Source organism: Streptomyces sp. NPDC058534 (assembly GCF_042717365.1).
Lineage (GTDB): Bacteria > Actinomycetota > Actinomycetes > Streptomycetales > Streptomycetaceae > Streptomyces.
The window spans coordinates 1-17405 of record NZ_JBHXNW010000017.1 but is presented as its reverse complement, the minus strand read 5'-3'; the positions used below and the strand labels follow the sequence as shown (position 1 = coordinate 17405).

The window sequence follows — 17405 nt, the reverse complement described above, 5'->3', positions numbered from 1 at the left end:
TCGAACAGGGCTCATGTTCGCGCTGGTCAGCGAGAGAAAATACGCTCACATGGGGAAGGGTCGGACAGTTTCCTGACGGTTGAGTAAGTTTCGGTGGCGTAATCTCCACCGAATCTGTACGACCCACTTACCGCCGGTACGGTGTCGCCCCTCCTGCGCCGGGTCGAGCAGCTCACCTATCCGAGCCCGCCCGCTGAGGCCGGTGCAGCCGGTCGCCGCCCGCGAGGACCGCCGCCGCCAGCGCGTCCGCCGCGCCCTGGGCGGAGGGCCGGCGCCGGCCGTGCACCAGCACGAAGTCGACGCGGCCCAGCTCGGGCAGTCCGGCCCGGTCCGGGACCCGTACCAGGCCGGGCGGGACGAGCCCGCGCGAGTGCGCCATCACGCCCAGGCCCGCGCGGGCGGCCGCGATCAGGCCGTTGAGGCTGCCGCTGGTGCACGCGACGTGCCACTCCCGGCCCTGCCGCTGCAGGGCCTCCAGCGCGAGCGCCCGGGTGATGCCCGGCGGCGGATAGACGATCAGCGGCACCGGACGGTCGGGGTCGACCCGCAGCCGCTCCGCGCCGATCCACACCAGCCGGTCGCTCCAGACCGGCTCGCCCCGCGGGTCCTCGGGCCGCCGCTTGGCGAGCACCAGGTCCAGCTCCCCGTCGGCCAACTGCCGGTGCAGCGTGCCCGACAGCTCCACCGTCAGCTCCAGGTCGACCTCGGGGTGGTCGTGCCGGAAGCCCTCCAGGATCTCCGGCAGCCGGGTCAGCACGAAGTCCTCCGAGGCCCCGAACCGGAGCCGCCCGCGCAGCCGGGTGCCGGTGAAGAAGGCGGTGGCCTGCTCGTGTACCTCCAGGATCCGGCGGGCGAACCCGAGCATCGCCTCCCCGTCCTCCGTCAGCTCCACCGAGTGCGTGTCGCGGCTGAACAGCTGACGTCCGGTGGCGTCCTCCAGCCGCCGCACGTGCTGGCTCACGGTCGACTGGCGCAGCCCGAGCCGCCGGGCGGCCTGCGTGAAGCTCAGCGTCTGGGCCACCGACAGGAACGTGCGCAGGTGGGAGGGGTCGTACACGCCACCAGGCTATCGCGGTACGTGATGACAGTCAGAGCGGTATACCGGATTCCCGATCGCAGAGTGCCGAGCAGGATGGAGCGGGGACCCGTGAGCCTTCGAAACGTGAGCCTCCGAACGACCGTGGACGAGCAAGTGGAGCACCGTGAAACGCCTGCACTGGCCCCGTTGGATGCCGATCGACCCGTACATCCTGCTGCTGCTCGGGACGGTGGGCCTCGCGGCACTGCTGCCGGCCCGTGGCACGGGTGCGGACGTCGCCTCCGGGGCCTCCACCGCCGCGATCGCGTTCCTCTTCTTCCTCTACGGCGCCCGGCTCTCCACCCGTGAGGCGATGGACGGAGTACGGCACTGGCGGCTCCACGTCACCGTGCTGGCCTGCACCTTTGTCGTCTTCCCGCTGCTGGGGCTCGCGTCGCGCGGACTCGTGCCCGTCTTCCTGACCGACCCCCTGTACCAGGGCCTGCTCTTCCTCACCCTGGTCCCCTCCACCATCCAGTCCTCGATCGCCTTCACCTCCATCGCCCGCGGCAACGTGCCTGCCGCGATCTGCGCGGGGTCCTTCTCCTCGCTGGTGGGCATCGTCGTCACGCCGCTGCTGGCCGCCGCCCTGCTCGGCAGCGGCGGGGGTGGGTTCTCCGCCGACTCGGTGCTGGAGATCGTGCTGCAACTGCTGGTGCCGTTCGCCGCCGGGCAGGTGCTGCGCCGGTGGATCGGGGGCTTCGTCGCCCGGCACAAGAAGGTCCTCCAGCTCGTCGACCGAGGCTCGATCCTCCTCGTCGTCTACACCGCGTTCAGCGAGGGCATGGTCCGGGGCATCTGGCACCAGGTGAGCCCCGTTCGGCTGGCCGGGCTGCTCGCCGTGGAGGCGGTACTGCTCGCCGTGATGCTGCTGCTGACCTGGTACGGGGCGAAGGGTCTCGGCTTCGGCCGGGAGGACCGGATCGCGATCCAGTTCGCGGGCTCGAAGAAGTCGCTCGCCGCCGGACTGCCCATGGCGAGCGTCCTGTTCGGCGCCCACGCCTCGCTGGCCGTGCTGCCGCTGATGCTCTTCCACCAGATGCAGCTCATGGTGTGCGCGGTCATCGCCAAGCGCCGTTCGCACGACCCGGAGGTGCCCGCCTCCGGCGACGACACCGCCGGGCCCGCGCCCGCCACGGTGGGCACGGGCCGCCGCTGAGCTGCCGGGGGCACACTCAGCCGCCCGACTCCACCCCGTCCACGGTGTCCATGGGAAGGTGCAGGACGGTGTTCCCGACGGCGGAGAGCGGGTTTCCGGCGGCGATCTCCTCGTCGGTCAGCGCCCGGTTCCACACGTGCACGTCGTCGATCGCGCCGGTGAGGCGGGCCCGGCCGTCCACGCGCTCGCCGATGTGCACGCCGAACGGCGAGTCGCGGCCGACCGACCCGGGCACGTCCGCCGCGTCGCCGACCGCCGCGCCGTCGACGAACAGCGCGAGCCGGCCCCCGCCACGGCGCAGCGCCAGGTGGTGCCAGCGCCCGTCGTCGAGCGCGCTGTCGGTGCGCACCCACGCCGAGCGCGGGGCCGCCGCGCCGTCGCGCGCGGTGATCAGCCCCTGGACCCGCCCGTTGCCGGGCTCGGCCCGCAGCCACACCTGCGGCTGCGAGGTCCCGACGCCGCCCATCCACAGCAGCGGCTGCTCCCCGTCGGCAGCCGCGTACCGGAACCGCAGCGACGCCGTGAAGTCCCCACTCCCGAGCGGCAGCCGCTCGTCGAACGGCAGCCGTACGGCGTCGTCGGCGCCGTCGAAGGAGAGCGCGCCGCCCACCGCGCCGCCCACCGCGCCGGACGTCGTCCCGGCGCCGCCGAGCACCGCCGCGGGCGCGGCGCCGGGGGCGAGGTCCGGGGTGGTGGGATCGGCGGCCCGGCGCGGCTGGAGCCAGTCCTCGGTGAAGCGGGCGAAGCGGATCTCGTCGCGGGCGTCGACCGCCCCGGCCTCGTACACGAGGCCCACCGTCGCGTCGTCGACGGCCACCATGTCGGAGTAGCCGGACCAGTCCCGGGTGACGACCGTGCCGCGGTCCACGCTGCCCCAGGTCGCGCCGCCGTCGTAGGAGGAGCGGACCGACATCGTCCGGCGCCGGTCGGGGTCGGCGGGGGCGGACAGCAGCATCCGGTCGCCCAGGCGGAGCACGGCACCCTGCACCTGCGGGGTGTACAGGCCGGGCAGGGTGCGGAAGGGGGCGTCGAAGCTGTCGCCGCCGTCCCGGCTGACGGCCTGGGTGCGGTGGCCCAGGTCGGTGCCCCGCTCCTCCCGGCCGCTGACCAGGAGCGCTCCGTCGGCGCGCTCGGTGAGGGTCAGTTCGGAGGGCTTCTGCCGGAAGGTGCCGTCGGCGGCGACGGGCCAGGTGTCGGTGGCGCCGACCTTCCAGTGCTCGCCGCCGTCGTCGCTGACCACGAGCGCCGCGTGGTGGGCGGTGACCCGGTCGCCGTCCCAGCTCTCGGCGTTGACGCCGACGACGAGCCGGCCGGGGTGGCCGCCGCCGGTGAGCTGGACGCCGTGCACGGGGCCGGTGGCGTACCAGGAGTTCCAGTCGGCCGGCAGGATCTCGGGGCTCAGGTCGCGGGGCGCGGACCAGGTGCGGCCGTCGTCGTCGCTGTACTGGAGGTGGGGCGTGCGGGCGCAGGGGATCGCGCAGTTGGCGGCGTCGGTCCGGCCGGCGTTGTAGGTCTCGGTCAGCAGGACGCGGCCGGTGGTGCGGTCCACTACCGGGGCCGGGTTGCCGTGCGTGTCGCCGCCGCCGTCGTTGACGACCTGGAGCGGGCCCCAGGTGCGTCCGCCGTCGGTGGAGCGCTTGAGGACGATGTCGATGTCGGCGGCGTCCCCGCAGTTCAGGACGCGGCCCTCGGCGAAGGCGAGCAGGGTGCCGTCCGTCGTCCGCACGACCGCGGGGATGCGGAAGCAGGCGTAGCCGCCCGGGTCCCCGGCCGCCCGGAAGAGGACCCGCTCCTCGAACTCCGGGGCCCGGTCGTCGGACCGGGCGTGGGCCGGCAGCGGGGACACGGCCAGGGCGGACAGCGCCGCGAGGGCGAACCAGGGAGTGCGCGCACGCGTGCGGGAACGTGATGACGGCATGGAACGGTCTGCCCTTCGGACGGCTGGTGCGAGCCGGTCGTCCGGACATCAATACAGCAGTACGTTCCGCGCACGTCCTACATGATCACGCGCGTGTCGGCGGCAGCAGCGGGGATCAGCCGGGCCGGCGCTTGCCCTTGGGCTTGTCCGGGTCGACTCCGGTGAAGGCGTCGTCGTCCTTCGTGCCGCTCGGCCGTCCGGAGCGGCCCCGGTCGCCGGTGTCCCGCATGCCCTTCTCCGGTTCGTCGCCGCGCTTCTCGCCCCGCCGGGCGTTGTCGGGAGCGACGTCGCCCGGGACCGGCGTGTGCTCCTCCTTCGAGGTCTTCCGGCCCGCTCCGCGCCCCGGCGCGTGCTTCTCGGCGCGGAAGGACCGGCGGGCGCTCGGATTGTCCTCCTGCTGCCGCGTCTCGTCGACGTCCGGCGACCAGCCGTGCTGTTCGCGACCCTGGTGGCGACTGGTTCCGTGGCCGTTCGACGGTTTCGACGACTTGCGTTCCTCGGGCATGTGCCGACCTGCCTGTGCGCTCGCGGGAGGGCACGTTTGGCCGTGCCCAGAACACTTAAAGTGTCCCACTTGTTCGCACTAGGGGCACTTTCGCGTACTTCCGTCGAGGGGCTGCCAGCCATGTGGGGGGAAGCGTCACCCGTGCGAGTGAGGTGCGGGATGGGTGTCGACGTTCGAGGACCGGTCTGTCCGACCATCGCAGGCAGCCGGACGCCCACAGCGCCGACGCCCGACGCACCCTCGGAAGGGTCGCCATGCGCATCCTCCTCATCGCCAGCGCCTACAACAGCCTCACCCAGCGCGTGCACGCCGAGCTGCGGGAGCGCGGGCACGGCGTGCACGCGGAGGTGACACCCCGTGCGCGGGACGTGAGCGGGGCCGTCGACCGGCACGCACCCGACCTGATCGTGGCTCCCATGCTCAGGACCGTCGTACCCCGAGCGGTCTGGACGACCCGGACGTGTCTGATCGTGCACCCCGGGCCCGTCGGCGACCGTGGGCCGTCCTCCCTGGACTGGGCCGTCCACGAGGGGGCCGCTGCATGGGGCGTGACCGTCCTCCAGGCCGAGGAGGAGATGGACGCGGGCCCCGTGTGGGCGACGGCGAGCTGCCCGGCGCCCCGGGTCGGCAAGAGCGACCTGTACCGCAACGAGCTGTCCGACGCGGCCGTGGACGCCGTGCTGACCGCCGTCGACCGGTTCGCGTCCGGCACGTACACGCCACTCGGCCAGGGCACGCTGCCGAGCGTGCCGGGCGCCCGGACCCGGCCCCCGATGCGTCAGGGGGTGCGCCGCATCGACTGGGCCGCCGATCCGACCACGACCGTCCTGCGCAAGCTGCGCGCCGCCGACTCCCAGCCCGGCGTCCTGGACGAGTTGCTCGGCCGGGAGTGGTTCCTGCACGGCGGGCATGCCGAGCCGCGGCTGCGCGGTCACCCCGGCGAACTGCTCGCCACCCGGGCGGGCGCGGTCTGCCGGGCCACGGTGGACGGCGCGGTGTGGCTTCCCGAGCTGCGGGCCCGCACCGGCGCCGGCGCACCGCGTGCCTGCAAGCTGCCGGCCGCCCTCGCCCTGGCGGCCGGGCTGCCGGCCGGACTGCGGGAGGCCCCGGCGCCCGTACTGCCGTCGGCGGACGACGGCGTCTGGTCGGACATCCGGTACCGGGAAGAGGGGGCGGTGGGCGCGCTGTCCTTCTCGTTCCCCGGCGGCGCCATGTCCGCCGACCACTGCCGGCGCCTGCTCGACGCCTACCGCGCGGCGTGCGACCGGCCGACCTCCGTGCTGGTGCTGGGCGGCGCCCGCGACTTCTTCTCCAACGGCATCCACCTCGGCGTCATCGAGGCGGCGCCCGATCCGGCCGCCGAGTCCTGGGCCAACATCAACGCGATGAACGACCTCGTCGAGGCCGTCCTGACCACCACCGACCGTCTCGTCGTCAGCGCGATCGGCGGCAACGCGGCGGCCGGCGGGGTCATGCTGGCGCTGGCCGCCGACGAGGTGTGGTGCCGCTCCGGCTCCGTGCTCAACCCGCACTACCGGCGCATGGGCCTGACCGGTTCCGAGTACTGGACGTACAGCCTGCCGCGCCGGGTGGGCGCCGCGACGGCGGAACGGCTGACCCGCGAGGCCCTCCCGGTCAGCGCCCGCCGGGCCCGGGAGACCGGCCTGGTCGACCGGGTGGTCGAGTGCGTGCCCGCCCGCTTCGCCGACGAGGTCACCCGACTGGCCGAACGCTGGTCGGCCGCTCCCGGGGCGCAGAACCGCGTCGCCGCGAAGAAGGCCGAGCACGAGCGCCGGGAGGCCGTCGCACCACTGGCGGTGGTCCGTGAGCGTGAACTCGACCGCATGCACACGATCTTCTTCGACCCCGAAGCCCCTTACCACGCGCTGCGGCGGGCGTTCGTCCGCAAGGAGCCGACGCCGGACCGGCCGCCGTCTACGGGTGCGAGATCGGCCGATCTGGCCGACTCTTAGCCAGGACAAAGGCCGATTTTGTCGGCTTAGCCGTTTTCCTCCCCGGGAGGCAGTGATGAACGCAGCACCCCCGGCCACGGGCGCGGAACCGGACTCCGCCGCGGTCGGCACGGACGAGAAACCGATCCACATCCTCTGGATCAACGCCGGCCTGAGTTGCGACGGCGACTCGGTCGCCCTGACGGCCGCCATGCAGCCCAGCATCGAGGAGATCGCCCTCGGGGCCCTGCCGGGCCTGCCGAAAATCGCCGTGCACTGGCCGCTCATCGACTTCGAGTGCGGACCGGTCGGCGGCTCGGACACGTTCATCGAGTGGTTCTTCAAGGGCGAGCGGGGCGAGATCGACCCCTTCGTCCTCGTGGTCGAGGGCTCCGTCCCGAACGAGTCGATCAAGCAGGAGGGCTACTGGTGCGGCTTCGGCGACAACCCGGAGACCGGCCAGCCCATCACCACCTCCGAGTGGATCGACCGGCTCGCCCCCAAGGCGCTGGCCGTGGTCGCGATCGGCACCTGCGCCACCTACGGCGGCATCCACGCGATGGCCGGGAACCCGACCGGCGCGATGGGTGTGCCCGACTACCTGGGCTGGGACTGGAAGTCGCAGGCCGGCATCCCGATCGTCTGCGTGCCCGGCTGCCCCATCCAGCCCGACAACTTCGCCGAGACCCTCACCTACCTGCTCTACCAGGCCGCGGGTTCGGCGCCGATGATCCCGCTGGACGACAAGCTCCGGCCGACCTGGCTGTTCGGGGCGACCGTCCACGAGGGCTGCGACCGGGCCGGCTACTACGAGCAGGGCCAGTTCGCCGAGTCCTACGACTCGCCCAAGTGCCTGGTGAAGCTGGGCTGCTGGGGCCCCGTCGTGAAGTGCAACGTGCCCAAGCGCGGCTGGATGAACGGCATCGGCGGCTGCCCCAACGTGGGCGGCATCTGCATCGCCTGCACCATGCCCGGCTTCCCCGACAAGTTCATGCCGTTCATGGACGAGCCGCCCGGCGGCAAGCTCTCCAGCACCGCGAGCGGCGCGTACGGCGCGGTGATCCGCAGGTTGCGGACCATCACGGCCCGGACGGTGGACAAGGAGCCCAAGTGGCGGCACACCGGCCGCGAGATCACCACCGGCTACCGGCCGCCGTGGTGACCTCCCGCACCCTCTCCCGCAGACCCCAACCGACCGAAGGGCAGCACAGACACAATGGCGACCTCGACGACGACCGGTGACGGCACCGGTCTGGTGGAGATGGCGTGGGACCCGATCACCCGGATCGTGGGCAGCCTCGGCATCCACACGAAGATCGACTTCAAGCAGAAGCGGGTCGCCGAGTGCTACAGCACTTCGTCGGTCTTCCGCGGCTACAGCGTCTTCATGCGCGGCAAGGACCCGCGGGACGCGCACTTCATCACCAGCCGCATCTGCGGCATCTGCGGCGACAACCACGCCACCTGCTCGGTGTACACGCAGAACATGGCGTACGGCGTGAAGCCGCCGCACCTCGGCGAGTGGATCATCAACCTCGGCGAGGCCGCGGAGTACATGTTCGACCACAACATCTTCCAGGAGAACCTGGTCGGGGTCGACTACTGCGAGAAGATGGTCCGCGAGACCAACCCCGGCGTCCTCGAACTCGCCGAACGCACCGAGGCGCCGCACGCCGCCGAGCACGGCTACCGCACCATCGCCGACATCATGCGCTCGCTCAACCCGCTGGAGGGCGAGTTCTACCGCGAGGCGCTCCAGGTCAGCCGGTACACGCGCGAGATGTTCTGCCTGATGGAGGGCCGCCACGTGCACCCCTCCACCCTCTACCCGGGCGGCGTCGGCACCATCGGCTCCGTCCAGCTCTTCACCGACTACATGTCCCGGCTCATGCGCTACGTGGAGTTCATGAAGCGGGTCGTGCCGCTCCACGACGACCTCTTCGACTTCTTCTACGAGGCGCTGCCCGGCTACGAGGAGGTCGGCCGCCGGCGCGTCCTGCTCGGCTGCTGGGGCGCCCTCAACGACCCCGAGTACTGCGACTTCACGTACGCCAACATGTCGGACTGGGGGCGGCGCATGTTCGTCACCCCGGGCATCATCGTGGACGGCAAGCTCGTCACCAACGACCTCACCGACATCAACCTCGGCATCCGCATCCTGCTCGGTTCCTCGTACTACGAGGACTGGGAGGGCCAGGAGCAGTTCGTCACCCACGACCCGCTCGGCAACCCGGTCGACCCCCGCCACCCGTGGAACCAGCACACCATCCCGGCGCCGCAGAAGCGGAACTTCGACGACAAGTACAGCTGGGTGATGTCACCGCGCTGGTTCGACGGCAAGGACCACCTGGCGCTGGACACCGGCGGCGGCCCCATCGCCCGCCTCTGGTCCACCGCGCTGTCGGGCCTCGTCGACATCGGCTACGTCAAGGCCACCGGCCACAGCGTCGTCATCAACCTGCCGCGCACGCTCACCAAACCGGAGACGACCTTCGAGTGGAAGATCCCGAAGTGGAGCAACGCGCTAGAGCGCAACCGCGCCCGGACCTACTTCCAGGCCTACGCCGCCGCCGTCGCCCTGCACTGCGCGGAGATGGGCCTCGCCGAGGTCCGCGCCGGACGCACCCAGACCTGGGAGAAGTTCGAGGTGCCCGACCAGTCCATCGGGGTCGGCTTCACCGAGGCGGTGCGCGGCGTGCTCTCGCACCACATGGTCATCCGGGACGGCAAGATCGCCAACTACCATCCGTACCCGCCGACGCCGTGGAACGCCTCCACCCGCGACACGTTCGGCACGCCCGGCCCGTACGAGGACGCCGTGCAGAACACGCCGATCTTCGAGGAGAACTCCCCGGAGAACTTCAAGGGCATCGACATCATGCGCGCCGTGCGCAGCTTCGACCCCTGTCTGCCGTGCGGAGTCCACATGTACGTCGGTGACGGCCGGACGGTGAAGTCGATGCACGTGCCCACCGGACTGAGCGGTCTGGCCGGATGAGCGGCGCGCCCGACGCGGAGCGGGCCGGGCAGCGGGTCGAGGAGATCCTTGACCGGCTGTCCGCCTCCGGTGACCGCACGGCGTGCGAGGCCGCCGACGAACTGGTGCGCGTCCTCATGGAGTTCTACGGCGCCGGGCTCGCCCGCACCGTCGAACTGCTCGGCCGCGAACCCGGCCGGCCGGCCGCCGACGCCCTGGACGCCCTGCTCACCGACGACCTCGTGGCGAGTCTGCTGGTCCTGCACGGACTGCACCCGCACGACGCGCCCACCCGCATCGCCCGCGCCCTGGGCGGTCTCCCGCAGCCCGTGGAGAACGCCGGCTTCGACCCGGCCACCGGCGAACTGCGCCTGCGCCCGGTCGCGTCCGGGGGCTGCGGCTGCGGCGGCTCCCGTGACGCCGTCGAGGACTCGGCCCGCGACGCGCTCGCCTGCCTGGCCCCCGAGGTCACGACGGTGGTCCTGGAGGAGGACACGGCACGCGAACCGGTCCTGCTGCAAATCGGCGCGGTCCCCCCGGAGGCGACCGGGACCAGCGGCCGCCCGACGACCAGGACGGCGCCGTGACCGCGCGGCGGCCCGGGGAACACCACTGCACGGGGGGCACGGACCGGTCGGCCGGCGGGCGCGACCGCGCCGTGGCCGCGGAACAGCCCGCGCCAGTGGGCCGCCACGACGCCAGCGCTGCCGAGCGGCCCGCCCTCGGCCACCGTGCGGTGGTGGGGGCCGAGCAGGCTGCCGTCGGCCACCACCCCGCCGTGTCAGCCGAGCAGGCTGCCGTCGGCCACGACCCCGCCGTGTCAGCCGAGCAGGCTGCCGTCGGCCACGACCCCGCCGTGTCAGCCGAGCAGGCTGCCGTCGGCCACCACCCCGCCGTGTCAGCCGGGCAGGCTGCCCTCGGCGACCTTGCCCCCGAGCAGCTTGCCGCCGATCAGCTCGCCGTGGGCCACCACCCCGCCGGACCGACCGGCCGCGCCACGGCGTCCCACGCCCCGCCCGGCTCGCCCCCGGCCGGGCCGGGGCCGGCGCGGCGACACCCCGCGACCCGCGGGCTGCGGCGGTTCACGGTGCCCCGGCCGCCCCGGGAGGAGCGGTGCGAGCTGTGTGCGGTGCCGTTGGGCGACGTCCGGCACCGGCATCTGGTCGACACCGAGAAGCGGGCGCTGGCCTGTGCCTGCGACCCCTGCGCCCAGTTGCTGGACCGCTCGGGCGGGACGACGGGCCGCTTCCGTACGGTCCCCGGCCGGTACCTGAGCGACCCCGGGCACCACGTCGACGAGCAGGCGTGGGAACGCCTGCGCATCCCCGTCTCCGTCGCCTTCTTCTTCCGCAACTCCGCGCTGGACCGGCTGGTCGCCCTCTACCCCAGCCCGGCCGGCGCGACCGAGAGCGAACTGGAACCGGAGTCCTGGCAGTCCGTGCTCGCCGCCTCCTCCCTGGCCGGCCTCCTCGAACCCGACGTGGAGGCGCTGCTGCTGCGCAGGCACCAGGACCGCGTCGAGTGCTACCTGGTCCCGGTCGACATCTGCTACGAGCTGGTGGGCCGGATGCGGCTGCGCTGGCAGGGCTTCGACGGGGGCGCGGAGGCGCGAGCCGACCTGGAGGCATTCTTCACCCACGTCCGCGAGCGGGCCCGCGACCACCGAGGGGACCGCCCGTGACCGAGTTCGACTTCTCCTGCACCGGGGTGCGTGCCGACCCGTACGCCGCGGGCCCCACGCTCGTCTTCCGGCTGCGAGTCACCGCGTCCCCCGGCACCCGCGTGCACGCGCTGGCACTGCGCTGCCAGATCCGCATCGAACCGGCCCGCCGCGGCTACGGCGACGGCGAGGCCCGGGCCCTGGGCGACCTCTTCGGCGAGCGCTCCCGCTGGGGCAGCAGCCTCAACCCCGTGCAGTTCGCCCAAGTACCGGTGATGGTCCAGGGGTTCACCGGCGAGACCGAGACCGACCTGGTGGTGCCCTGCACCTACGACATGGACATCGCCTCCACCCGCTACTTCAACGCCCTGGAGGAGGGCGAGGTGCCCCTGCTGATGCTGTTCTCCGGCACCGCCTTCACCGGTGCCCGCGGCTTCCACGTCGAACCCGTCCCCTGGGACAAGGAGGCCGCGTTCCGGATGCCGGTGAAGACCTGGCGGGAGATGGTCGAGCAGCACTTCCCCGGCTCCGGCTGGCTCCGCCTGCCCCGGGACGCCATGGACGCGCTGCTCGACTACCGGTCGCGGCAGGCGCTGCCCTCCTGGGAAGCCACCGTCGAACACCTCGTGCGGGCGGCCGGGGAGAGGACACCGTGACCACGACCACGTTCACCTCCGCGACCGAGACCAGGCTGGCCGTCGCACGCCAGGTCGCCGACGCCGTGCTGTTCGAGGGGTACGTGCTCTACCCCTACCGCGCCTCGGCCGCCAAGAACCGGCTGCGCTGGCAGTTCGGGGTCCTCGTACCCCCAGCCTGGACCTCGGCCGCCGAGGAGCACGACTTCCAGCACACCGAGCTGCTGATGGAACCCCGCAAGGGCGCGAGCCTCGCGGTCGAGGTGCGGTTCCTGCACGCCGGGCGGCGCATCGTCCAGCGGGCCCTGCCGGACGGCGGCTTCGAGACCGTACCCGAACTGCGCCTGGACGACCGGGTCCTGGTCCCCTGGGACGAGGGGCACGAGGAACAGGTCCGGCTCACCGTCGCCGTGGACGCGCTCGCGGGAGACGGAGTCGTCGTCCCCGTCACCCGGCCGGCGGGAGAGGAGACCGAGCCGGTGACGGACGCCACCGGGCGGACCGTGGGCCGGCTGCTGCGCCGCCGCGAGGAGATCAGCGGCCGGCTGCGCCTGTCGGCGGAGGACCTGGACGGCCCCTACACCACGCAACGCCTCCGTGTGGTCCTGGAGAACACCAGCGACTGGGCGCCCGCCGAGGACACCACCCGCGACACCGCCCTGGGCCGGTCCCTGGTCGCCGCCCACACGCTGCTCCGCCTGGACGCCGGACGGTTCCTGTCGCTGACGGACCCGCCGGAATGGGCCCGGAACGCCGTCGCCCAGTGCCGCAACCTGCACACCTGGCCCGTACTCGCGGGCGAACCCGGCTCCGCCGACCTGGTGCTGTCCTCGCCGATCATCCTGGAGGACCACCCGGCCATCGCCCCCGAGAGCCCCGGTGCCCTGTACGACGCCACGGAGATCGACGAGATCCTCGCCCTGCGCACCGCCGCCCTCACCGACGAGGAGAAGCGCGAGGCCCGCGGCACGGACGACCGGGCCGCCGCGGTGATCGACCTGGCCGACTCCATGCCCGCCGAGGTGCTGGAACGGCTGCACGGAGCGGTACGCGGGCTGCGCGAGATCACCACCCCCGGTGCGCCGCCCCCGCCGCGCGACGGCGTACCCGTGTTCGGCGGGCCCCCGCCCGATCCCGGGTCCGCGGGGCCGGGCGGCGTACGGCCGGGAACCCCGTGGTGGGACCCCGGCGCCGACGACTCCGTGGACCCGGCCCGCGACCACGTCCTCGTCGACGGCCACCACGTGCGGGCCGGCAGCCGCGTCGTACTGCGGCCCCGGCTGCGGCACTCCGACGCCCAGGACCTGTTCCTCAGCGGCCGGCGCGCCCTGGTGGAGGCCGTCCTGCACGACGTCGACGGGGGCGTGCACATCGCGGTCACCGTCGAGGACGACCCCGGCGCCGACATCCGCCGGGAACAGGGCCGCTACCTCTACTTCCAGCCCGACGAGGTGGACGTCGCGGACACCGAGGAGGCCGTATGACCACCGGCACCGCACCCGTCCGCCCCCGCACCCTGGTCGCCGGGGTGGGCAACATCTTCCTCGGCGACGACGGCTTCGGCGTCGAGGCGGCCCGCGTCCTGGCCGGCCAGGACCTCCCCGACGGCGTCGAGGTCACCGACATCGGCATCCGCGGCGTCCACCTCGCCTACCAGCTCCTCGACGGGTACGACACGCTCATCCTGCTCGATACGGCGGCGCGGGGCGGCGAGCCGGGCACGCTGTACGTGATCGACGCCTCCGCCCCCGGCGCACGCCAGGCACCCGACGCTCCCGCCCTGGACGGCCACCGGATGTCTCCCGATGCCGTACTGGCCCTGCTGGACACCCTGTGCGCGGGCACCGGCGCGCGGCCACCGCGCCGGACCCTGGTCGTCGGCTGTGAACCGCAGACCCTCGACGAGGGCATCGGCCTCAGCCCGCCGGTCGCCGCCGCCGTGCCCGAGGCGGCGCGGATGACCGGCGAACTGATCCGCGACGCCGCGGTCGTCTGACACGCCGCCGCACGGAGCCCCGAGAACCGAGAACCGAGAACGGAGAACCCCCCATGAACAAGCGTTTCGTCGGCGGTGCCGCCGCCTCCCTCACCGCGACCGCCCTGGCGGCGGTTGTCGCGAGCTTCTGGCCCGACGTCCGGCGATACCTGCGCATCCGCAGGATGTGACACCGCCCGCCCGCACCTGCACCGAACGGGCTACGCGTCCGTTCCGCCCCGGCGCGCCGGTCCGTACGGCACCGGCACGCCACCTCTAATGAGCGGCGCAACCAGTAGGCGGCGCCAGTCATCCCCCGCCCAGGACGGAGTGGCGATGCACGAGATGTCCGTCGCGATGTCCGTCGTGGACCAGGTCGAACAAGCGGCGCACGCCCGCGGCGCCCACGGTGTGCGACAGGTGAGCGTCGACATCGGCGAACTCGCCGGAGTGGTCCCCGACGCGCTCGGCTTCTGCTTCGAACTCGCCTGTGCCGGCACGGTCCTGGAGGGCTGCGAACTCCGCACCCGGACGATCCCCGGCCGGGCGGGCTGCACCCCCTGCGCGCGGACCTGGGACACGGGGATGCCCCCGGACCTGGTGTGCGCCCACTGCCGCGGGGCCGCCACCGAACTGCTGTCGGGCCGCGAACTGACCATCACCGAGGTGGCCTGGGCGGCCGACACGCCCGTCACCACCACCCCCGTACCGCACCCCGAGGAGAACTGACGATGTGCCGCACAGTCGACCTCCGGCAGGCCGTGCTCGCCAAGAACACGATGGCGGCGGGCATCCTGCGCACCGAGCTCACCGCCCGGGGCACGACGGTGATCAACCTGCTGTCCAGCCCCGGCAGTGGGAAGACGGCCCTGCTGGAGCGTGAGCTGCGGCTGGCCCGGGAGCGCGGCGTCGCCGTCGCGGCCCTCACCGCGGACCTCGCCACCGAGAACGACGCCAACCGCCTGGCCCGTTCCGGCGTACCGGTCAAGCAGGTGCTCACCGACGGGCTGTGCCACCTGGAGGCGGACATGCTCGCCGGGCACCTGCACGACTGGCTGCCCGAGGACACCCGCCTGCTCTTCGTGGAGAACGTGGGCAACCTCGTCTGCCCCGCCTCCTACGACCTGGGCGAGTCCCTGCGGGTCGTCCTCGCCTCCGTCACCGAGGGCGAGGACAAGCCGCTCAAATACCCCACCGCGTTCGGCCTCGCCCAGCTCGTGATCGTCACCAAGTCCGACCTGGCCGGACCGGCCGAGTTCGACGAGGCCGCCTTCCGCGCCCACGTGCAGCAGGTCAACCCGGGTGTCGACGTCGTACTCAGCTCCGTACGCACCGGCGAGGGCGCCGGTGTGCTGGTCGACCGGGCGCTCGCCGCGGCCGGGGGAGACGCGGTCCACGCCCCGGTGATGGACCGGGCACAGGTGTGAGCACCACCCCCGACACCGGCGCACCACCGAAGGGGGACCCACCGGTACGGCGGGCCCGTGTCGTCGTACGCGGCGTGGTGCAGGGCGTGGGCTTCCGCCCGTTCGTGTACGGGCTCGCCACCGATCTGCGGCTGGCCGGGCACGTGACCAACACCGGTGACGGCGTCCTGGTGGAGGTCGAGGGGCCGGCGGGGGACGTCGACCTCTTCTGTGCCCGGCTCGCACCCGGCGCACCGCCCCTCGCGGTGGTCGACTCGGTGGAGACGACCGAGGTCCCCGCCACCGAGGAACGCGGGTTCAGCATCGTCCCCTCCGGTGCCGGCGGCCGGGTCCGCACCCTCGTGGCACCCGACACCGCGACCTGCCGCGACTGCCTGGCCGAACTCGCGGACCCCGCCGACCGGCGCCACCGCCACCCCTTCATCACCTGTACGCACTGCGGGCCGCGCTTCACCATCGTCACCGGCCTGCCCTACGACCGCGCGCAGACGACGATGGCGGGCTTCCCCCTGTGTACCGACTGCGACCGCGAGTACCGGGATCCCGCCGACCGCCGCTTCCACGCGCAGCCCGTCGCCTGTCCCGCGTGCGGACCACGGCTGCGGCTCGTCACGGCGGACGGCTGGGACGCCGTCGCCCCGGATGGCGCGGCATCCGGCGCCGACCCCGTCGCCGCGGCGCGTGCGCTGCTCGCCGCCGGTGCCGTCCTCGCGGTGAAGGGCATCGGCGGCTACCACCTCGCCTGCGACGCCACCCGCCCGGAGGCGGTCGCCGAGCTGCGCCGCCGCAAGGCCCGGGGCGCCAAGCCGTTCGCGGTGATGGCCCGGGACGTCCCGGACATCGAACACCTCGTGCGCCTCGGCCCGGTGGAAAGGGAGTTGCTCACCGGCGCGGTCCGCCCCGTGGTCCTGATGCGGCGGCGCACGGACGCCGGTGCCGCGCCGGGCGCCCCGATGCCGGCGGACGGTGTCGCGCCGGGCAGCCCCGACCTCGGCGTCATGCTGCCGTACACGCCCGTTCACCATCTGCTGCTCGGGACGACCGACCCGGACGGCCCGGCCGACACGCCCCGGCTGCTGGTGATGACGAGCGGCAACCTCTCCGGAGAACCCATCGTCACCGACGACGACGAGGCCCTGGAGCGGCTGGCCGGGCTGGCCGACGCCTGGCTGACCCACGACCGCGCGATCCACGTGCCGTGCGACGACTCCGTCGTCCGCGTCTGCGACGGCGAGCCACTGGTCCTGCGCCGCTCCCGCGGCTACGCCCCGCTGCCGGTGACGCTGCCCGTCCCCGTGGCCCCGGCGCTCGCCGTCGGCGGCGACCTCAAGAACGTCTTCTGCCTGGGGCAGGGCGACCGGGCCTGGCTCTCCGCCCACATCGGGGACATGGACGACCTGTCCACGCAGCGCGCGCTCGGCCGTGCGGCACGGCAACTGGAGTCGGTCACCGGCGTCCGCCCGGAGGTGCTGGTCACCGACACACACCCCGCGTACCGGTCGGCGTCCTGGGCGCGACGGCACGCCGGGGGCCGCCCGGTGCGCCGGGTCCAGCACCACCACGCGCACATCGCCTCGGTACTGGCCGAGCACGGCGTGCCCGAGGGCGACCGGGTGATCGGCGTCGCCTTCGACGGCACGGGGCACGGAGACGACGGCGCCGTGTGGGGCGGCGAGTTCCTGCTCGCGGGGTACGACGGCTTCCGCCGCTTCGCGCACCTCGCCTACGTGCCGCTGCCCGGGGGCGACGCGGCGGTACGGCGGCCCTACCGCATGGCGCTGGCGCATCTGCACGCGGCGGGCCTCGCCCCCGCACCCGACCTGCCGTGCACCGCGGCCTGCCCGCCCGCCGAACTCACGCTGCTGCGGCAGCAGTTGAAGACCGGGCTGAACTGCGTACCGACCTCCAGCATGGGCCGGCTCTTCGACGCCGTCTCGTCACTGGCCGGCGTCTGCCACCACGCCGGCTACGAGGCACAGGCCGCGATCGAGCTGGAGGCGGCGGCCGTGGGGGGGGGGGGGGGGGGCGGGGGGCGGGGGGGGCCGCCCCCCCCCCGCCCCCCCCCACACCCCCGCCCACCCCCCGGAGCCGACCGCCCGCCCCCCCGCGCCCCCCCCCC

Annotated in this window: 16 protein-coding genes; 13 read left to right on the top strand and 3 right to left on the bottom strand. The window is 73.4% G+C overall.

What is annotated here, in order from left to right; genetic code table 11:
• Positions 1–172 precede the first annotated feature (172 nt).
• Complete coding sequence (locus ACFWR9_RS13180; RefSeq protein WP_383840115.1) at positions 173–1057, bottom strand: LysR substrate-binding domain-containing protein; 885 nt, start codon at positions 1055–1057, stop codon at positions 173–175.
• A 145-nt stretch (positions 1058–1202) separates the two neighbouring features.
• Here ACFWR9_RS13180 and ACFWR9_RS13175 point away from each other — a divergent pair, with 145 nt between their 5' ends.
• Positions 1203–2237: a bile acid:sodium symporter family protein gene (locus ACFWR9_RS13175; protein WP_383840113.1), complete on the top strand. Its 1035-nt coding sequence runs from the start codon at positions 1203–1205 to the stop codon at positions 2235–2237.
• A 16-nt stretch (positions 2238–2253) separates the two neighbouring features.
• Here the strand turns inward: ACFWR9_RS13175 and ACFWR9_RS13170 are convergent, their stop codons facing one another.
• Both ACFWR9_RS13170 and ACFWR9_RS13165 read right to left on the bottom strand, forming a co-directional pair.
• Positions 2254–4155: an exo-alpha-sialidase gene (locus ACFWR9_RS13170; RefSeq protein ID WP_383840110.1), complete on the bottom strand. Its 1902-nt coding sequence runs from the start codon at positions 4153–4155 to the stop codon at positions 2254–2256.
• A gap of 115 nt (positions 4156–4270) precedes the next feature.
• Entirely contained in the window at positions 4271–4660 is a 390-nt protein-coding gene (locus ACFWR9_RS13165) for a hypothetical protein (RefSeq protein ID WP_383840107.1), read from the bottom strand.
• 254 nt (positions 4661–4914) lie between these two features.
• On the opposite strand from ACFWR9_RS13165, the gene ACFWR9_RS13160 reads away from it, so the two are divergent.
• The 12 genes from ACFWR9_RS13160 to hypF all read left to right on the top strand — a co-directional run.
• Entirely contained in the window at positions 4915–6633 is a 1719-nt protein-coding gene (locus ACFWR9_RS13160; protein ID WP_383840104.1) for an enoyl-CoA hydratase-related protein, read from the top strand.
• A gap of 55 nt (positions 6634–6688) precedes the next feature.
• Entirely contained in the window at positions 6689–7774 is a 1086-nt protein-coding gene (locus tag ACFWR9_RS13155) for a hydrogenase expression protein HypE (protein ID WP_383840101.1), read from the top strand.
• A 54-nt stretch (positions 7775–7828) separates the two neighbouring features.
• On the top strand, positions 7829–9610 hold the full coding sequence (locus tag ACFWR9_RS13150) for a nickel-dependent hydrogenase large subunit (RefSeq protein WP_383840098.1): 1782 nt from the start codon (positions 7829–7831) through the stop codon (positions 9608–9610).
• Positions 9607–10176, top strand: coding sequence for a hypothetical protein (locus ACFWR9_RS13145; protein WP_383840095.1), 570 nt, complete (start codon positions 9607–9609; stop codon positions 10174–10176). Before ACFWR9_RS13150 ends, ACFWR9_RS13145 begins: the two co-directional genes overlap by 4 nt.
• A 485-nt stretch (positions 10177–10661) precedes the next feature.
• Positions 10662–11270: a DUF5947 family protein gene (locus tag ACFWR9_RS13140; RefSeq protein WP_383840356.1), complete on the top strand. Its 609-nt coding sequence runs from the start codon at positions 10662–10664 to the stop codon at positions 11268–11270.
• Positions 11267–11905 (top strand): DUF6084 family protein, encoded by a 639-nt coding sequence (locus ACFWR9_RS13135; RefSeq protein WP_383840092.1) that lies wholly within the window; start codon positions 11267–11269, stop codon positions 11903–11905. Before ACFWR9_RS13140 ends, ACFWR9_RS13135 begins: the two co-directional genes overlap by 4 nt.
• Positions 11902–13368 (top strand): hypothetical protein, encoded by a 1467-nt coding sequence (locus tag ACFWR9_RS13130; protein WP_383840089.1) that lies wholly within the window; start codon positions 11902–11904, stop codon positions 13366–13368. The genes ACFWR9_RS13135 and ACFWR9_RS13130 overlap by 4 nt, the downstream gene beginning before the upstream one ends.
• Entirely contained in the window at positions 13365–13880 is a 516-nt protein-coding gene (locus ACFWR9_RS13125) for a hydrogenase maturation protease (protein WP_383840086.1), read from the top strand. Before ACFWR9_RS13130 ends, ACFWR9_RS13125 begins: the two co-directional genes overlap by 4 nt.
• Before the next feature lie 53 nt (positions 13881–13933).
• Complete coding sequence (locus ACFWR9_RS13120) at positions 13934–14050, top strand: DUF6893 family small protein (RefSeq protein ID WP_383840083.1); 117 nt, start codon at positions 13934–13936, stop codon at positions 14048–14050.
• Positions 14051–14195: 145 nt separating this feature from the next.
• Positions 14196–14588 carry a hydrogenase maturation nickel metallochaperone HypA gene (locus ACFWR9_RS13115; protein ID WP_383840080.1) on the top strand — a complete coding sequence of 131 codons (393 nt, stop codon included), beginning with the start codon at positions 14196–14198 and terminating at the stop codon, positions 14586–14588.
• A gap of 2 nt (positions 14589–14590) precedes the next feature.
• On the top strand, positions 14591–15286 hold the full coding sequence (gene hypB / locus ACFWR9_RS13110) for a hydrogenase nickel incorporation protein HypB (RefSeq protein WP_383840077.1): 696 nt from the start codon (positions 14591–14593) through the stop codon (positions 15284–15286).
• Positions 15283–17405: carbamoyltransferase HypF (gene hypF, locus ACFWR9_RS13105; RefSeq protein ID WP_383840074.1), on the top strand; the 2123-nt coding region annotated here is incomplete at its 3' end. The genes hypB and hypF, both read left to right, overlap by 4 nt.